At 72.5% G+C, this 16,016-nt stretch carries 13 protein-coding genes; 7 read left to right on the plus strand and 6 right to left on the minus strand.

From position 1 onward, the window contains the following. Positions 1-26 precede the first annotated feature (26 nt). Complete coding sequence (locus ACIP4P_RS38660) at positions 27-545, minus strand: hemerythrin domain-containing protein (protein WP_400927234.1); 519 nt, start codon at positions 543-545, stop codon at positions 27-29. Positions 546-655: 110 nt separating this feature from the next. Further along, the gene (locus ACIP4P_RS38665; RefSeq protein WP_400927237.1) at positions 656-1,252 is read right to left on the minus strand and encodes a TIGR03086 family metal-binding protein; all 597 of its coding nucleotides are present in this window, start codon (positions 1,250-1,252) and stop codon (positions 656-658) included. A 192-nt stretch (positions 1,253-1,444) separates the two neighbouring features. Here ACIP4P_RS38665 and ACIP4P_RS38670 point away from each other — a divergent pair, with 192 nt between their 5' ends. Next, the gene (locus ACIP4P_RS38670; protein WP_350514507.1) at positions 1,445-2,017 is read left to right on the plus strand and encodes a DoxX family membrane protein; all 573 of its coding nucleotides are present in this window, start codon (positions 1,445-1,447) and stop codon (positions 2,015-2,017) included. Between the two features lie 149 nt (positions 2,018-2,166). On the opposite strand, the gene ACIP4P_RS38675 is transcribed toward ACIP4P_RS38670, so the two are convergent. Then, the gene (locus tag ACIP4P_RS38675; protein ID WP_400927241.1) at positions 2,167-2,928 is read right to left on the minus strand and encodes a PP2C family protein-serine/threonine phosphatase; all 762 of its coding nucleotides are present in this window, start codon (positions 2,926-2,928) and stop codon (positions 2,167-2,169) included. Positions 2,929-3,066: 138 nt separating this feature from the next. Between ACIP4P_RS38675 and ACIP4P_RS38680 the strand changes: the two genes are divergently transcribed. The 4 genes from ACIP4P_RS38680 to ACIP4P_RS38695 all read left to right on the plus strand — a co-directional run bounded on the left by ACIP4P_RS38680 (position 3,067) and on the right by ACIP4P_RS38695 (position 7,766). Then, positions 3,067-4,200, plus strand: coding sequence for an LLM class flavin-dependent oxidoreductase (locus tag ACIP4P_RS38680; protein ID WP_400927244.1), 1,134 nt, complete (start codon positions 3,067-3,069; stop codon positions 4,198-4,200). Then, entirely contained in the window at positions 4,197-4,823 is a 627-nt protein-coding gene (locus ACIP4P_RS38685) for an FMN reductase (protein WP_400927247.1), read from the plus strand. Before ACIP4P_RS38680 ends, ACIP4P_RS38685 begins: the two co-directional genes overlap by 4 nt. Positions 4,824-5,058: 235 nt before the next feature. After that, positions 5,059-6,714 (plus strand): bifunctional aspartate transaminase/aspartate 4-decarboxylase, encoded by a 1,656-nt coding sequence (locus tag ACIP4P_RS38690; protein ID WP_400927249.1) that lies wholly within the window; start codon positions 5,059-5,061, stop codon positions 6,712-6,714. A gap of 86 nt (positions 6,715-6,800) precedes the next feature. Then, positions 6,801-7,766, plus strand: a complete 966-nt coding sequence (locus ACIP4P_RS38695) for a Dyp-type peroxidase (protein ID WP_400927252.1) — start codon at positions 6,801-6,803, stop codon at positions 7,764-7,766. Positions 7,767-7,971: 205 nt separating this feature from the next. Here the strand turns inward: ACIP4P_RS38695 and ACIP4P_RS38700 are convergent, their stop codons facing one another. Then, entirely contained in the window at positions 7,972-10,986 is a 3,015-nt protein-coding gene (locus tag ACIP4P_RS38700; RefSeq protein WP_400927255.1) for an AfsR/SARP family transcriptional regulator, read from the minus strand. 413 nt (positions 10,987-11,399) lie between these two features. On the opposite strand from ACIP4P_RS38700, the gene ACIP4P_RS38705 reads away from it, so the two are divergent. Next, positions 11,400-13,529 (plus strand): ATP-binding protein, encoded by a 2,130-nt coding sequence (locus ACIP4P_RS38705; protein ID WP_400927258.1) that lies wholly within the window; start codon positions 11,400-11,402, stop codon positions 13,527-13,529. Here ACIP4P_RS38705 and ACIP4P_RS38710 read toward each other — a convergent pair. Then, positions 13,484-14,068: a hypothetical protein gene (locus ACIP4P_RS38710; RefSeq protein ID WP_400927261.1), complete on the minus strand. Its 585-nt coding sequence runs from the start codon at positions 14,066-14,068 to the stop codon at positions 13,484-13,486. The genes ACIP4P_RS38705 and ACIP4P_RS38710 overlap by 46 nt on opposite strands. After that, positions 14,065-15,345: a hypothetical protein gene (locus ACIP4P_RS38715; RefSeq protein ID WP_400927263.1), complete on the minus strand. Its 1,281-nt coding sequence runs from the start codon at positions 15,343-15,345 to the stop codon at positions 14,065-14,067. Before ACIP4P_RS38715 ends, ACIP4P_RS38710 begins: the two co-directional genes overlap by 4 nt. A gap of 372 nt (positions 15,346-15,717) precedes the next feature. On the opposite strand from ACIP4P_RS38715, the gene ACIP4P_RS38720 reads away from it, so the two are divergent. Continuing rightward, positions 15,718-16,016, plus strand: a 299-nt coding sequence (locus ACIP4P_RS38720) for an electron transfer flavoprotein subunit beta/FixA family protein (RefSeq protein WP_400927266.1), incomplete at its 3' end; no start/stop codon positions are given.

Raw genomic sequence — 16,016 nt, forward strand, 5'->3', positions numbered from 1 at the left:
GCGCGGCCGGGCGCCGACCTACGCGGTCAGTCCGGCTGTCCGGTCGCCGGCCGGTCGGGCTCCAGCTGTCCGGGTTCCAGCCGCCCGGGCTCCGGCCGCCCGGGTTCCGCGCGCTCGGCCCGCAGCCGTTCGCCGAGCGCGGCCCGGGCGGCGGCGGGCACGGCCTTGCGGGCGGCCGGGAAGAGCACCTTCTCCTCGCCGGCCAGGTGCCGCCGGAGGGTGCCGGCGAGGCCGCCCAGCAAGGTGTCGAAGGCGGGGTCGTCCGGGCCGAGCCCCTGGAGGTCGGCGAGGTACTGCCCGATCGCCAGGTGGTCGTGGATGCTGCTGAACACCAGCGCCCCGCCGTCGGGCACGTCGTGCTGGACGAGTGGGAAGAGGTGTTCCTCCTCGGCGGCGCAGTGGGTGAACAGCAGGTCGGTCAGCCGGGTCACCAGCTCGGCCCGCTCGGCCGAGCCGGCCGGTGCCGCCTCGACCCGGTCGAGCAGTTCGGTGACCGCCTTGTGGTCGGCGGTGAACTCTCCGAGGATGTCGGGCCTGCGGCTCATGGCGCGGCCGCCTCTCGTCCGGGATCAGGACTCGCCCCCGTACTGTCCAGTATCCGGCGCCGCCGTCCGGAACCTCGCCCCCGGCCGTCCCGGCCGTTCCGGCCCCGGGTTCAGCCGCCGTCCCGCCGTCCGGTGAGGGCCAGCAGCCGGGTCTGCGGCGCCGCGTCCTCGGGGACGGGCAGTGGCGGGTCGAACAGCCCGCTGCCGGAGAGGTCGCCGTAGCCGGTGAACTCGCCGAGTGCGAAGTCGACCAGTTCCGCCGGGAGCCGGGTGCGGGCCCCGATGCCCTCGGCGAGGTCCCAGCTGTGGATGACCAGGTCGGTGGTGAGCTGGTCCAGGTAGTACTGCCCGGAGACGTCGCCGAAGGAGAGGTGGACGGTGAGCTCGGTGGCGCCGGGCACCTCCCAGGCCTGTCGGGCGGCGTCGGCGGCGTCCGTCCAGGCGCCGACCGGGTCGTCGCCGAGCACGTCGCCGTCGAAGCGGGTGCCGACCTCGGAGATGGTGGCGCCCATCAGCAGTTCGGGTGCCCAGAGCTGCTCGCCGGCGAGGTGGTTGACCAGTTCGCGGACCGACCAGTCGGCGCACGGGGTGGGGGAGTCCCACTGCCCGGGCGTGACCAGCCGGACCCGTTCGGTGAAGGCGGCGAGTGCCTCGGGGTACGGGGTGCCGGGCCGGGTGGCCCGCTGGTGCTGCCTGCGTTGAGCCATGTCTCCACCCTGCCCCGGTCGTGGCGGGGTGCGCGAGTCGCTCACGGGCCGTCAGTTGTTCAAATTCGAACTCCAGGGTACGGTCGAGGAGCGGCCGGTTCAAATTTGAACAATTGGTGCGGGACACCACACCCGGCCGGGCCGCAGCACCGTTGACAGCCCTACGACCGATCCCGATCGATGGAGACGCGCATGCCGAGCAGCAGCCCGAGCACGACCGCCGCCACCAGTTCCACCGTCCGCCCCGCCCGGCAGGGCGCTGGGTCCGCCACCACCTCCCCGCACGCCTACGACGCCGGACTCCTGCTCCTGCGCCTGGCCCTCGGCCTGACCATGGCCGCGCACGGCAGCCAGAAGCTGTTCGGCTGGTTCGGGGGTGGCGGGATCGACGGCACCGGTCAGTTCTTCACCATGAGCGGCTACCCGGCGGGCAACGCCATGGCCGTGGTCGCCGGCCTCACCGAGGTCCTCGGCGGACTCGGCCTCGCCGTCGGCCTGTTGACCCCGCTCGCGGGCGCCGCGATCGTCGGCACGATGGTCAACGCGATCGCCGTCACCTGGGGCGGCGGCTTCTTCGCCCCGAAGGGCAACGAGTACGAGCTGCTGCTGACGGCGGGCGCCGCCGCCCTCGCGCTGACCGGCCCGGGCCGCTACGCGGTGGACCGCTTCCTGCCGGTGCTGAAGGCGCACCGCCTGGCGTACGGTGCGGCCGCGGTGGTGGTCGGCCTGGCGACGGCCGGGGTGATCCTGCTGCTGCGCAAGTAGCGCGCCGCCGCAGCTGGAACCGAACGTTCTTTCCCGGAAGCCGTGTTGACGCACCGTCGGCACGGCTTCCGGCGTTCCCGGCGCCAACTGCCCTGCGCCGGAAGCCTGATGCCGACCGTCCCGCCCCGCCCGGCGCCGCCAGCCCGCCGCTACTCGCCGATCCGCACCAGCGCCAGGGTGATGTTGTCCGGTCCGCCCGCCTCGACCGCCGCCTTCCACAGCTCGAAGGCGGCCTTCCCGTCCGCCCGTTCGGGGCTCTCGTGGGTCCGGGCGAGCAGTTCGGCCAGCTCCTCCTCGGGCACCGGGTCGGTCAGCCCGTCGCTGCACACCAGGTAGCGGTCGCCGGCGGCCAGCGGGGCGACCCGTACGTGCGGTTCCACGAAGGTGAGGCCGAGCGAGCCGCCCAGGGTCTGGGTGACCAGCGAGGTGGTGCGCCGTCCGGGCGGCGGTGGCGGGCTGTCGTCCACGCTGACCCGCTGCAGTCCGTCCCCGGTGACCCGGTAGACCCGGCTGTCGCCGACGTTGAAGACCACCGCCTGCCCGGGCAGCAGTACCAGCCCGGCGACCGTGGTGCCCATCGCGGCCAGTCCGGGGTCCCCGGCGGCGGCCGCGTACACCGCCCGGTTGCACTCCTGCAGCTCCTCCCGGACCGCCTCCTCGCCGTCCAGTCCGCTCCCGCCGGCCGCGAGCCGGCGGGCGACCAGGGTGCTGGCCACCTCGCCGCCGGGGTGGCCGCCCAGGCCGTCGGCGACCGCGACCACGCAGGGCGGTCCGAGTGGGAAGAGCAGGGTCTGCGGGTTGGTGGTGACCGTGGCGCAGAGCGTCCACGGGCCGACCGCGAGGCTGTCCTCGTTGTGCTCCCGCACCAGGCCCTCGTGACTGAGTGCGCTCACCGCGATGTACGGCGCCATCGTCGGCCGCCTTTCCGGAGGGCTCGCCCCCGTCGTCGTCCCGGCCGTCCCCACCTTCCATTGTCGGCGGGAATAAGGATCCGCCACCCGGATGCTAAGGTGGTTGAAAGTTGGACTACCTGGAGTGTGGTGAGCAGCATGCAGTTCGGAATCTTCACCGTCGGCGACGTCACCCCCGACCCGACCACCGGCCGCACCCCGAGCGAGCACGAGCGGATCAAGGCGATGGTGGCCATCGCGCGCAAGGCCGAGGAGGTCGGTCTGGACGTGTTCGCGACCGGCGAGCACCACAACCCGCCGTTCGTCCCGTCCTCGCCGACGACCATGCTCGGCTACATCGCCGCGCAGACCGACCGCATCATCCTCTCCACCTCGACCACGCTGATCACCACCAACGACCCGGTGAAGATCGCCGAGGACTTCGCGATGCTCCAGCACCTCGCCGACGGCCGGGTGGACCTCATGATGGGCCGCGGCAACACCGGCCCGGTCTACCCGTGGTTCGGCAAGGACATCCGCCAGGGCATCCCGCTCGCGATCGAGAACTACGCGCTGCTGCACCAGCTGTGGCGCGAGGAGGTCGTCGACTGGCAGGGCCGGTTCCGCACCCCGCTGCAGTCCTTCACCTCCACCCCGCGCCCGCTGGACGACGTCCCGCCGTTCGTCTGGCACGGCTCGATCCGCAGCCCGGAGATCGCCGAACAGGCCGCCTACTACGGGGACGGCTTCTTCGCGAACAACATCTTCTGGCCCAAGGAGCACTTCCAGAAGCTGATCGAGCTCTACCGGAGCCGCTACGCCCACTACGGCCACGGCACGCCGGAGCAGGCGGTCGTCGGCCTCGGCGGGCAGCTGTTCATGCGCAAGAACTCCCAGGACGCGGTGCGCGAGTTCCGTCCGTACTTCGACAACGCGCCGGTGTACGGGCACGGGCCCTCGCTGGAGGAGTTCACCGAGCAGACCCCGCTGACCGTGGGCAGCCCGCAGGAGGTCATCGAGAAGACCCTGACCTTCCGCGAGAGCTTCGGCGACTACCAGCGCCAGCTGTTCCTGATGGACCACGCCGGCCTGCCGCTGAAGACCGTGCTGGAGCAGCTGGACCTGCTCGGCGAGGAGGTCGTGCCGGTGCTGCGCGCCGAGTTCGCCAAGGGCCGCCCGGCCGGGGTGCCGGACGGGCCGACCCACGCCGCGCTGGTCGCGGCCCGCGACGGCCGTGACGCCGACGAGAAGGTCGACGCGAAGGTCGACGAGAAGGCGGAGGTCGCCCGATGACCGTGTTCAAGCTGGCCGTGGTGAGCGCCGGGCTGAGCAAGCCGTCCTCGACGCGTCTGCTGGCCGACCGGCTCGCCGAGGCGACCGTGCGCCGGCTCGCCGCGGAGGGGCGGCAGGCGGAGGTCACGGTGATCGAGCTGCGCGACCTCGCGGTGGACATCGCCAACAACTTCGTCACCGGTTTCCCGGCCGCCGCGCTGCGCGGGGCGATCGACACGGTGACGGAGGCGGACGCGGTGATCGCGGTGACGCCGATCTTCACCGCCTCCTACAGCGGCCTGTTCAAGTCCTTCTTCGACGTGATCGACGACGACGCGCTCACCGGCAAGCCGGTGCTGATCGCCGCCACCGGCGGCACGCCCCGGCACTCGCTCGCCCTGGAGCACGCCGTGCGGCCGCTGTTCAGCTACCTGCGCGCGGTGGTGCTGCCGACCGCCGTGTACGCGGCCACCGACGACTGGGGAACGGCGGGGGACGCGATGACCGACGGCCTGCCGGGCCGGATCGACCGGGCGGCGGGCGAGTTGGCGGCCCTGCTGGCCGGTCGCGGCCCGGCGGCGCGGCCCGCGCTGCCCGAGCAGGTGGTCCCGTTCGCCGAGCAGCTGGCGGCGCTGCGGGCCTGACCCGGCCTTCGGCGCCGACCCGGCCTTCGGCCCTCACCTGAACGGCCCCACCTGAACGGCCCCACCGGAGCGAGCCTCCGGTGGGGCCTTCGGCCGTCCCGGTGGAGCCGTTCGGCCGGGTGCCGGCCGCGCCGGATCGTCCGCTCTGCGATGTAATCGTTGGCATGATCGGATTCGTGCTGGTCCGTCCCACTTCGCCCGCCGTGTCCACCGGCCCGCGAGGAGAGCCGACGCCATGACGAAGCCCACCACCAGCCGTGCGGAGATCCGCCGACTGGCGCGGCTGAGCCCCTTCGAGCTGAAGGCCGAGTTCATCCGGCTCGCCGAGGCCTACCAGCGCGGCGAGCCCGGACAGAAGGGCAGGTCCACCGCCCACCTGCTCAACGCCGGTCGTGGCAACCCGAACTGGGTCTGCACCGGCCCGCGCGAGGCGAACCTCGCCCTCGGCCACTTCGCGCTCACCGAGAGCCGCCGGGTCCGGACCGCCGACAACCTCGGCGGGATGCCCGAACAGGCCGGCATCGCGGCCCGGTTCGACTCCTACGTCCGCAGCCACCCCGGGCTGCCCGGCATCGAACTGCTCCGACGCAGCGTCGAACTCGCCGTCGACCGCTTCGGGTTCGACCGCGACGCCTTCCTGCACGAACTCGCCGACGCCGCCATCGGCGACAACTACCCCGTCCCCGACCGGATGCTGGTGCACGCCGAGCAGATCGTCCGCGGCTACCTCCAGGAGGAGCTGATGGACGGCCGGCCGCCGTCGGAGCACCAGCCGGAGCTGTTCGCCACCGAGGGCGGCGCCGCGGCGATGTGCTACGTCTTCGACTCGCTGATGAAGAACGGCCTGCTGCACAAGGGCGACCGGATCGCCCTGATGGTGCCGGTGTTCACCCCGTACATCGAGATCCCCGAACTGGACGACTACGCCTTCGAGGTGGTCGAGATCCAGGCCGACAAGCTGGTCGAGACCGGAGTGCGGGAGTGGCGCTACCCGCCCGAGGAGATCGCCAAGCTGGCCGACCCGCGGATCCGGCTGGTCTGCCTGGTCAACCCCAGCAACCCGCCCTCCCTGGCGCTCTCCCGGGAGGTCACCGACCGGATCAAGGAGATCACGGCCACCACCAACCCCCACCTGATCATCGTCACCGACGACGTCTACGGCACCTTCGTGGACGGCTTCCGCACCATCGCCGCCGAACTGCCGCGCAACACCCTGCTGGTCTACTCGTACTCCAAACACTACGGCGCCACCGGCCACCGCCTCGGCGTGATCGGGCTCGACCGGGACAACGTGATCGACGAACTGATCGCCGCGCTCCCGGCGGAGGAGAAGCGACGGCTGGCCGGGCGCTACGGCACGCTCAGCCTCGAACCGGAGAAGATCCGCTTCATCGACCGCCTGGTCGCCGACTCCCGCCAGGTCGCGCTCAACCACGCCGCCGGGCTCAGCCTGCCGCAGCAGGTTCAGATGGTGCTGTTCTCGCTGTTCGCCCTGCTGCCCGAGGGCAAGGCGTACAAGGCGAAGGTCCAGGGCATCGTCCGCCGGCGGCTCGACCTGCTGATGGAGGGCTCCGGGATGAAGATCGCGGACGACCCGGCGCGGGCCGGCTACTACATCGAACTCGATCTGCTGGCCGAGGCCGAGCGGGTGGCCGGCAAGGACTTCGCGATCTTCCTACAGAAGAACTACGAGCCCACCGAACCGCTGTTCCGGCTCGCCGAGCAGACCGGGGTGGTGCTGCTCAACGGCGGCGGCTTCGACGGGCCGGAGTGGTCGGTCCGGGTCTCGCTCGCCAACCTCGACGACCTCGACTACCTGAAGATCGGCCACCACCTGCGGCAGATCTTCGCCGACTACCGCGCCGAGTGGGAGGCCACCCGGGCCTCCTGAGCCCCTGAGTCGCCGCGCCCCTGAGTCGCCGCGCCCCCGAGACCCGAGTCCCCGCGCCCCCGAGCCTCCCGAGGAGGAGCACCGCCATGCACCCCGCACCGCAGCCCGAACCGCAAGCCGTCCTGTCCCCGCTGACCAGCGCGGCGATCTTCCTGACCCTCACCGTCGAACCCGGCGGCGAGTCCACCGTCCGCGAGCTGCTGCCCGAACTCGCCGGACTGCGCCGGGCCGTCGGCTTCCGCGCCCCCGAGGGCGGCCTCACCTGCGTCACCGGCATCGGCTCCGAGCTCTGGGACCGGCTGTTCACCGGCCCCCGGCCGGCCGGGCTCCACCCCTTCCGGGAGCTGGCCGGCCCCCGCCACCGGGCCCCGGCCACCCCCGGCGACCTGCTGCTCCACCTGCGGGCCGAGCGGATGGACCTCTGCTTCGAACTCGCCGGCCGGCTCACCTCCCGCCTCGCCGGCGCGGCCACCGTGGTCGACTCCGTCCAGGGCTTCAAGTACTTCGACGACCGGGACCTCCTCGGCTTCGTCGACGGCACCGAGAACCCCGAAGGCCGGGCCGCGGAGACCGCCGCCGTGGTGGGGGAGGAGGACCCGGCCTTCGCCGGCGGCAGCTACGTCATCGTCCAGAAGTACCTGCACGACCTGGACAAGTGGAACGCGCTGAGCGTCGAACAGCAGGAGGGTGCGGTCGGCCGCACCAAGCTCACCGACATCGAACTGGACGACGACAGCAAACCCGCGGACTCGCACGTGGCCCTGACCGTGATCACCGACCCGGACGGCGCGGAGCGGAAGATCGTCCGCTTCAACATGCCGTTCGGCTCCTTCGCGGGCGGCGGCGAGTACGGCACCTACTTCATCGGCTACGCACGCGACCCCGGCGTCACCGAGGAGATGCTGCGCAACATGTTCCTCGGCCGCCCGCCCGGCACCACCGACCGGCTGCTCGACTTCTCCACCGCGGTCACCGGCGCCCTGTTCTTCGTGCCGACCGCCGACCTCCTGGACTCCCCGCCGGCCGCGCCCGGCGCCGTCCCGACCCCCTGAACGGGAAGCCGCCGTCGCTCTACGGCTTCAGCAAGCACCACAAGGGCATGGACATGGCAATTGTGAAGCAAAAGTGCTTGACTATGGTCATTGTGCGGCGTTGCTTTCTGCTCGATCCCGATCGGCATGATCGCCGAGGTGATCTAAGCAGAAAATGAGGACGCCCATCAAACGGGTGTCCCCTCGACCGCACAGCATCTCGGGATTACTTATTGTATGAAGATCGTTTGACGTTGGCGAGTGCCGAGCGGGCCAATGCGACCTCGTCCGCGATGTCGACCTGTCCGGCCAGGTTCACGGCTGCGGTCAGATGAATTACGGCGGCCGTCGGGTTGCCGAGTGCCGCCTCGCACTGGCCCAAGCCGCGGAGGGCGGCCACCTCCTCCCGGGCCGCGCCGATGGAGCGTGCCAGCTCCAGGGCCGCCGCGTGGTGGTCCTGCGCCTCCTGGAGGCGTCCTGCCGCGGCCAGGGTCTCGCCCAGACCGTTGAGGCTGTCGGATTCGTAGCGGGCGCTGCCGACCTCGCGAAATGTCGCCAGTGCCGACCGGTAGAGCGAGAGGGCGCGTTCGAGTTCATCCGGGATCGGCAGGGTGGCTGCCAGATTCGTGCGAATGACGGAAAGGTCCACCGGGGGCATGAGGCCGTCCCCGATATCCAGAATTCTTTCGAACATGTCGCGCGCTGCCGGATTGCGTCCGGAGGTGAGGTGGAGTTCCCCGAGATTGTTGAGTATCCGGAGTTCGAGAACCCGGTCGTTGAAGTTCCGGGCAAAGGGGAGGGCGCTGTCATAGGCGTCCTGTGCCGCCTCCGAATTCCCCATCGAGCGGTGCAGGACGCCGATGTTGGCCAGGCAGCGGGCGACGTTCAGCTGGTCGTCCTGCTCCAGTCGGATGGTGAGCACCTCCTCCTGGAACGCCAGTGACTCGTGGAGGCGGCTCTGGTTCCAGCGCAGCCGTCCGAGCAGGCCGAGCGCGTTCGCCGTCGCGTCCTGGTCGCCCTCGCTCCGGGCGAGGGCCAGCCCGCGTTCGAGCGCCCCGGTCGCGGAGTCGTTGTGCGAGGCGTTGGCGAGCGTGGCCCCCAGGTCGATCAGGGCCCATGCCTCCTGCCGGTCGTTCGCTCGCGATCGCCAGTGCGCCGCGGCTGCCCGGTGCATGTCCTGCGCCTCGCGCCAGTACGCCTCGGCGTCCAGATGGCCGGCCAGGACGTGGGCGAGCCAGGCGCCGGTCTCCGCGAGTCCGACCTGGTGGGCGTGGGTGGTCAGGGCGACCAGGCCGGCGTGCTCGGCCTCCAGCCAGTCCTTGGCCGATTCGGGGGAATTGATCGGGACATCTCCCAGAAGGTCGTCCATGACATCGAGTCGACGATCATCCGGGATTCCCGTTCTCGATCTGCGGGGATAGAGCAGCCGATCCGCCCGGTCGGCCGCGTGCAGGGCGAAGCGGAGCAGTCGGTCGACCGCGGTGTCCCGCTGCTCCTCCTCCATTCCCAGGATCACCGCGAACTCCCGCAGAAGATCGTGTAGTTGGTATCTTTCGGCCGAAATTTCGACAATCAGGCTGCAGTTCAGCAGCGCCTCCAGGACCTCATCGGTATCGTCCACCGTCCGCCCCAGCAGCGCGGCCGCCGCGTGCACCCCGAAATCGGGTCCCGGATGCAGCCCGAGCAACCGGAATGCGGACCGCTGCCCCGCCGGGAGGTACTGGTACGAGACCTCGAACGCCCGGGCGATGCTGGCCGAGCCGCTGCGGATCTCGGCGAGGCGGGCCTTGCGGGAGAGCCGGCGGGCGAGGTGGTCGAGGGTCCAGGAGGGGCGGGCCTTGAGGCGGCTGGCGGCGAGTTCGATGGCGAGCGGGAGGAGGCCGCAGCGGTCGACGATCTCGACGACGCGGTCGCGGTCCGTCGAGCGGTCGGGGCCGACCACGCTGCTGAACAGGGCCACGGCGTCGTCGACCGGCAGGACGTCCAGGAACACCGGTCTTGAGGCCGGGAGTTCGGCGAGCCGCTGACGGCTGGTGACGATGATCAGGGCGGCCGGCGCGGGTGGCAGCAGCGGGCGGATCTGGGCGGCGTTGGCGGCGTCGTCGAGGACGACGACGGCCCGGCGCGTGGCGAGGGTCTCGGCGCACAGGGCGAAGACCTCGTCGGCGTCGAGCGGGATGGTGGTGGCGGGCACGCCGAGGCGTCTCAGCAGCAGGGCGCCGGCGGCCTCCGGGGTGAGCGGTGGCTGGGTGCCCACGTGGGCGCGCAGGTTGAGGTGGACGTACCCGTCGGGGAAGTGCTCGCGCATCAGGTCGGCGGCGTGCAGGGCGAGGGTGGTCTTGCCGACGCCGGGCATGCCGAGGATCGCCGACACGGTGATCACCCCGCCCTGACCGGCGCCGGCGCCGGGCAGCACCCGTCGGAGGTCGTCCCGCCGCCCGATCAACCGGTGCCGCCCGGGCGGTTCCACGACCGGACCGGGCGCAACGGCCACGGGGGCCGGAGCAGCCGCCGGAGCCGGAGCCGGAACCGGAGCCGGAACCGCTGGAACGGACGGAACCGCCGGAGCAGCCGCCGGAACGGCGGACACCCGGGCCCGCGTCCCCGGCAGCGGTTCGCCGTTGAGCATCAGCCGGTGCAGCCGGGTGAGTGCCTCGCCGGGTTCGGTGCCGAGGTGGGAGCGGAGCAGTCGGACGACGGCGGGGTAGACGGTCAGCGCCTCGGCCTGGCGGCCGGCCGCGTGGAGGGCGGTCATCAGGTGGCCGGCCAGGCGTTCGTCGGTGGGCCGGTGCTCGCGCAGGGCGGTGAGTTCGGGGATCAGCTGGTGGTGGCGGCCGATCCGCAGGTCGAGCTCGATCCGCTGCAGGGTGGTGGCGAAGCGCTGGTCGGCCATGGTGGCGCGGGTGCTGTGGGCCCAGTTGCCCGGCAGGCCGGCCAGGGGTTCGCCGCCCCAGAGTTCGTCGGCGCGGCTGAGAACGGTTCTGGCCTGGTGGTCCTGTCCGTTCTCGGCGAGTAGTCCGGCTTGCTTGCAGAGGTCCAGATATCGGTGCCAGTCGATGAGTTGGGGATCGGCCCGAAGGGTGTACGTGTGCGATCGGGTGTCGATCGTCGGCGCTTCCCCGGGGTTTTCCCGTCCGGCGGCGCGGGCGGCCCGTCTGAGCAGTGCCCGTAGGTGGGACACGTGGCTGTACAGGGTGGTCAGGGCGCTGGGCGGTGGTGCCACGTCCCACAGGAGGTCCACGAGCGATGTGTGGGGGAGCGGCCTTCCGAGCTCCAGGGCCAGCGCGGCCAGCAGCTGTCGGCGTTTGTCGGAGTGGAGCGCCAATGGCTCTCCGTTCACCGACAGTTCAACTGATCCCAGGAGATGGAACTTCACGCGACGCCCCCCGCCGGTTGGCTACCAGCTTGCTGTGTCGCGGGTGAGCATGGCATGCGGTCGGGGCGATCGGCCATAGCACCGAGGGGGTTCGGGAGATGGTCCTTTGGGAATGTTCTCGACTTGACGACATGTCATCTGCTAATACCGCGCGGTCAATTCGCCCGATGGCAGTCGATGACGGTCGAGGTCGGTCGAGGGCAGGGGGAGCCGGTGGCAGGACGGGCCGTGGTCGGTGGTCGCGGGTGACGGATGAGGCCAATCTGTCCCTGGGGGTCGTGCGCAACTCGCTGACCGGTGGCGGCGGGGTCGCCGGTTCGGTGGTGCAGGCGGGCGCGATCCACGGCGGAGTGCATCTGCACGCCCCCCAAGTGCTCCCCACACCACGCCAACTCCCGCCCTGCCCGAGGCGGTTGATCGGCCGGGAGGCCGATCTGGCGGCGCTCGACCGGTCGTTGAGCGAGGACGCCGGACCGGCGGACGGCACCCTGGTGGTGACCGGCCCGGCCGGGGTCGGCAAGACGGCGCTGGCCGCCCAGTGGTTGCGCGGCCAGTCCGAGCGCTTCCCGGACGGTCAGCTGTACGCGGATCTGCGCGGCTACGCCCCGGGCGGCCCGGTCGATCCGGCGGAGGCGCTGGGCGCCTTCCTGCGGGCGTTCGGGATCTCGCCGGTGCCCCGGAGCCTGGCGGAGGGCGCCGCGCTGTGGCGTTCGCTGGCGGCCGAGCGGCGGATCGCCGTCCTGCTGGACAACGCCTCGACGGCCGCCCAGGTCCGGCCGCTGCTGCCCGGTTCGGACGGCACGGTGGTAGTGGTGACGAGTCGGCGCCGACTCACCGGGCTGGGGATGGACGGCGCGGTGTTCCGCGCGCTGGAGCCGCTCGCCCCGGAGGCGTCGACCGAGATCCTGGCCGACCGGGTCGGCGGGCGTCGGGTGGCGGACGAGAGCGTGGCCGCGGCCACGGTGGTGGACGCCTGCGCCGGGCTGCCGCTGGCGATCTGCCTGGCGGCGGCCCGGATCGCGGCCCGCCCGGCCCAGTCGCTGGCGGCGACGGCCGAGATGCTCGGGCGCGGCACCGACCGGCTGGCGGCGCTGGACGTGGAGGGTGAGACGGTGCGGGACCTGCTGGACGCCTCCTACGGTGTGCTGGAGCCGGCCGCCGCCCGGCTGTACGGCCTGCTGGGCCTGCTGCCCTTCGCCGAGTTCACCTTGGCGAACGCCGCCGTCCTGGCGGACACCGACCTGCCCGGCGCGGACCGGCTGCTGGACGGCCTGATCGACGTGCACCTGGTGGAGGAGAAGGGCCCGCAGCGGTTCCGCTTCCACGACCTGGTCCGGCTGCACGCCCGGGCGTGCGGGTCGGAGGTCCGGGGGGCCGCTGACACCCGGGCCGCCCTCGACCGGATCGTGGACTGGTACCTCGCCACCGCCACGGCCGCCGAGGCGGTCGTCTCGCCGAGTCACCGCACGCTCGCCCGCGACCACCTCACCCGGCCGGTGCTCCCCGCCGGCGGGTTCGCGGACGACTCCGGCGCCGTGGCGTGGCTCGACGAGGAGCGCGACCGGCTGGCCGACGTCCTGCGCTGGTGCGAGGAGCTGGACCGGCCCGCGGCCGCCTGGCAACTCGCCGACGCCATGTGGCCGTTGTTCCTGCGACTGCGCCCGGCCGCGCTGTGGGTGGAGGCGCACCGGATCGGTCTGCGGGCGGCCCGGGCGGCCGGGGACCGTTCCGGCGAACTGCGGATGCTCACCTCCGGCGGCAACGGCCTGCGGAACGCGGGCGACGGGGCGGAGGCGGCCCGGTGGTTCGGCGAAGCCCTGGACCTCGCGGGGGAGTTGGGCCACCCGCTGGCCCAGGCGGACGCACTGTACGGGCTCAGTCAGACCCACCGGATGGCCGGGCAGCTGCTCCAGGCCGCCGAGTGCCTGCTCCGGGTGGTGGAGTTGCGCGAGGCCCAGGACTACCTGCGCGGTTCGGCGCTGGCCCGGCTGGCGTACGGCGAGGTGCTGCTGCTGGCCGACCGGGCCGCCGAGGCGGTGGAGCCCATCGAGCGGGCCGGCCGCGAGCTGTCCTCGATCGAGGACGACTACGAGGCGGCCCGCGCGCTGGCCTTCCTGGGCCTGGCACACGGCCGGCTGGGTGCGTACGACCTCGCGGAGGCCCGGCTGGCGGAGGCCCTCGCGGGCTTCCGGGCCGCGCGGTCGGCGCACTGGGAGGCGCGGACGCTGGAGTTCGCCGGGCTGGTCGAGGAGCGGCGCGGCCGCCCGGAGGCCGCGCGCGCCCGCTTCGAGCAGTCCCTGGCCCGGTACCGGGAGGTCGGTGCCACGGCGGAGGCGGCCGGACTGGCCGACCGCCTCGCCGTTCACGCGGAAGCCGCCACCCCCCGTCCCGGCGCCCCGGAGGCGTGAGCCGACCGGTTGTCGAGGACCCAGGCGCTGACCCAGGCCAGCTCGGTCAGCGCCCGCCCGGCGGCCAGCCAGGCGTGCGCCAGCGAGCCGAGGACCAGCGGCAGCGAGGACGAGCCGGGCGGCTGGGAGGCCCGCAGGACCAGCCGGGCCCCCGTCCGGGCGAGCAGCTGCACCGTCCCCGTACGGTGCTGGGCCGTGGCCACCGCACACCCGGGGTGCGCGGACAGCAGCTCCGCGAGCCGCCCGTGCGCCTCCGCCGCCGGGAGCAGCCCGAGGTGCAGCACGTCGGCCTGCCGCCGCCAGCGGAGGCCGCCCGGCCGGGACAGGTCGAGCACCAGGTGCTCGTCCACGAACCCGGGCCCGGGCCGGCCACCCGGAGCCGTCGACACCGAAGCCGTCGACACCGGGGCCGTGGCCGCCGGGTCCGTGGCCAGCAGCCCGTGGCCGACCCAGGCGGCGGACACCACCCGGGCCTCGAACAGCATCGCCGCCGGGGCGCCGACCGGCGTCAGCCGCATCGTGTGCAGTGCCGCGCTCATCCGGCCCGCCGTGCCTCGGCCGCCGCGATCGCGTCCAGCGGGTCCGGCAGCGGCAACGGCTCCGGAGCCGGAGCGTGCGCCGGCTGCCCCAGCCCGAGCACCCGGTACAGCAGTCGCCGGGCGTTCCGGTCGAACCGGCCCGGTTCGGAGCTGATCCGGGCGGCGATGGCGGCGTACTCCTCCGGGAGGTACTGCTCGGCGGCGTACGAGAGCTGGTCGACCAACGGGTGCCCGGGCGAGAGCGCGGGCGCGGTGCGGGCGAGCTGTGCGGCGGGCGAGCGCGGGTTGACGTTGCGGTGCGGGTACTCGGCGAGCAGGACCGGGGCGCCGGTCATCGCCCCGTAGAGGGTGACCGAGCCGTGGTCCCCGATGATGAAGTCGGCGGCGACCAGCAGCGGCCGCCAGTCCGTCTCGGGCGGGACGACCGTGACGACCCCGCGCGCGGTGGCCCGCGCCCAGGAGCGCACGGCGAAGGCGCCGTGCGCCGCCGAGATGTTGGGGTGGGTCAGCAGGACCGCCCGGTAGCCGTGCCGGGGCAGCTCCGAGGCCAGCCTGGGCAGCACGGCGTCGAGCCGGGTGAAGAGCGAGCCGTCGCCCCAGGTGGAGGAGACCAGCACCAGCTTCTCGTCCCGCCGCAGTCCCAGCGCGGCCCGGTGGTGCTCGCGGTGCGGCAGCGCGGCGGCGATCCGGTCGTAGCAGGGGTCGCCGACCACCTCGGCGATCGGCAGGGCCTCCGGGCAGCTGCGCCGCAGTTCCAGCAGCTCCTCCTCGTGGGCGAGGGCGAAGGAGGCGGGGACGAGCCGCCCCTCCCAGTAGAGGTAGTCGGGGCCGAGTCCGACGGCCGGCCGCTCGCCGCCCGGGGCGCTGTTCCGGGCCAGCTTGATGTTGCCCGCCCCGTGCGGCAGCCGGACGACCGGGCCGCGCAACTGCTCCATTCCCTGCGACCCGGCCGCCAGGACCAGGTCGAACTCGCGCCGGACCGCCTGCTCCCACGGCAGTACGGTGCCGCCCATCGCCTGGAGGATCTCCGCGGTGCCCCGGTTGAAGGTGTGCGGCGCCACCGTGAACTGCACGTGGACCCGCAGGTCCGAGGCGAGCAGCGAGTAGAAGTCGTGCAGTCGCTTCGCGTACACCATCGTCTGCGCGACGACCAGCACTTCCTTGCGGTCCCGCAGGGTCTCCCACGGGCCGTTGTTGCTCCACGTCTCCTGGGTGGGACGCGTGGGGTGCGTCCCGTTCGCGGTCGTGATGTCCTGTTCCCCGTGCACCAAGGTCATTCCGTTCCCCCTCCTTGATCGCAGGTCGGGGCCGTCGAGCAGCCCCGCCGCCGATGGTCCCCGGACCGGCTGGCGAATTCGTTGACGGGACCTGGCGGGGCCTTGCGGAAACCTTGTGTCCGCTTGCCGCCCCGGCGGGAGGCCGCTGGGGCGGGGTAGGGTACTGAGTGCCTTTACGAGGGGTACTGAGTGCCGTATTCTCTCGGTGGAGCCTCTTCCGCAAGTCGAACAGAGCCGACCCGGCCTGCCGGTCCAGGTGGTGCTTGCGGTACGAGGGTCGCAGCCGGGCCTGGCTTGGCACTCAGTACCCTCGGCCTGACCTGAGGCCATGGATCCAGTGCACCCGTGCACCCGTGACAGGAGAAACCGCTCATGAGCTTGAGGATCGTCGTCTGTGTGAAGTACGTGCCGGACGCGACGGGTGACCGTCGTTTCGCGGACGACCACACCACGGACCGGGAGGGCGTGGACGGCCTCCTGTCGGAGCTGGACGAGTACGGCGTCGAGCAGGCGCTGCGGATCGCCGAGGCGAACGAGGGCGCCGAGGTCACGGTGCTGACGGTGGGTCCGGACGACGCGAAGGACGCGCTGCGCAAGGCGCTGTCGATGGGTGCGGACAAGGCCGTGCACGTGAACGACGACGACATCCACGGTTCGGACGTGATCGGGAC

The sequence above is a fragment of the Kitasatospora sp. NPDC089509 genome (assembly GCF_044749365.1).
GTDB lineage: Bacteria > Actinomycetota > Actinomycetes > Streptomycetales > Streptomycetaceae > Kitasatospora.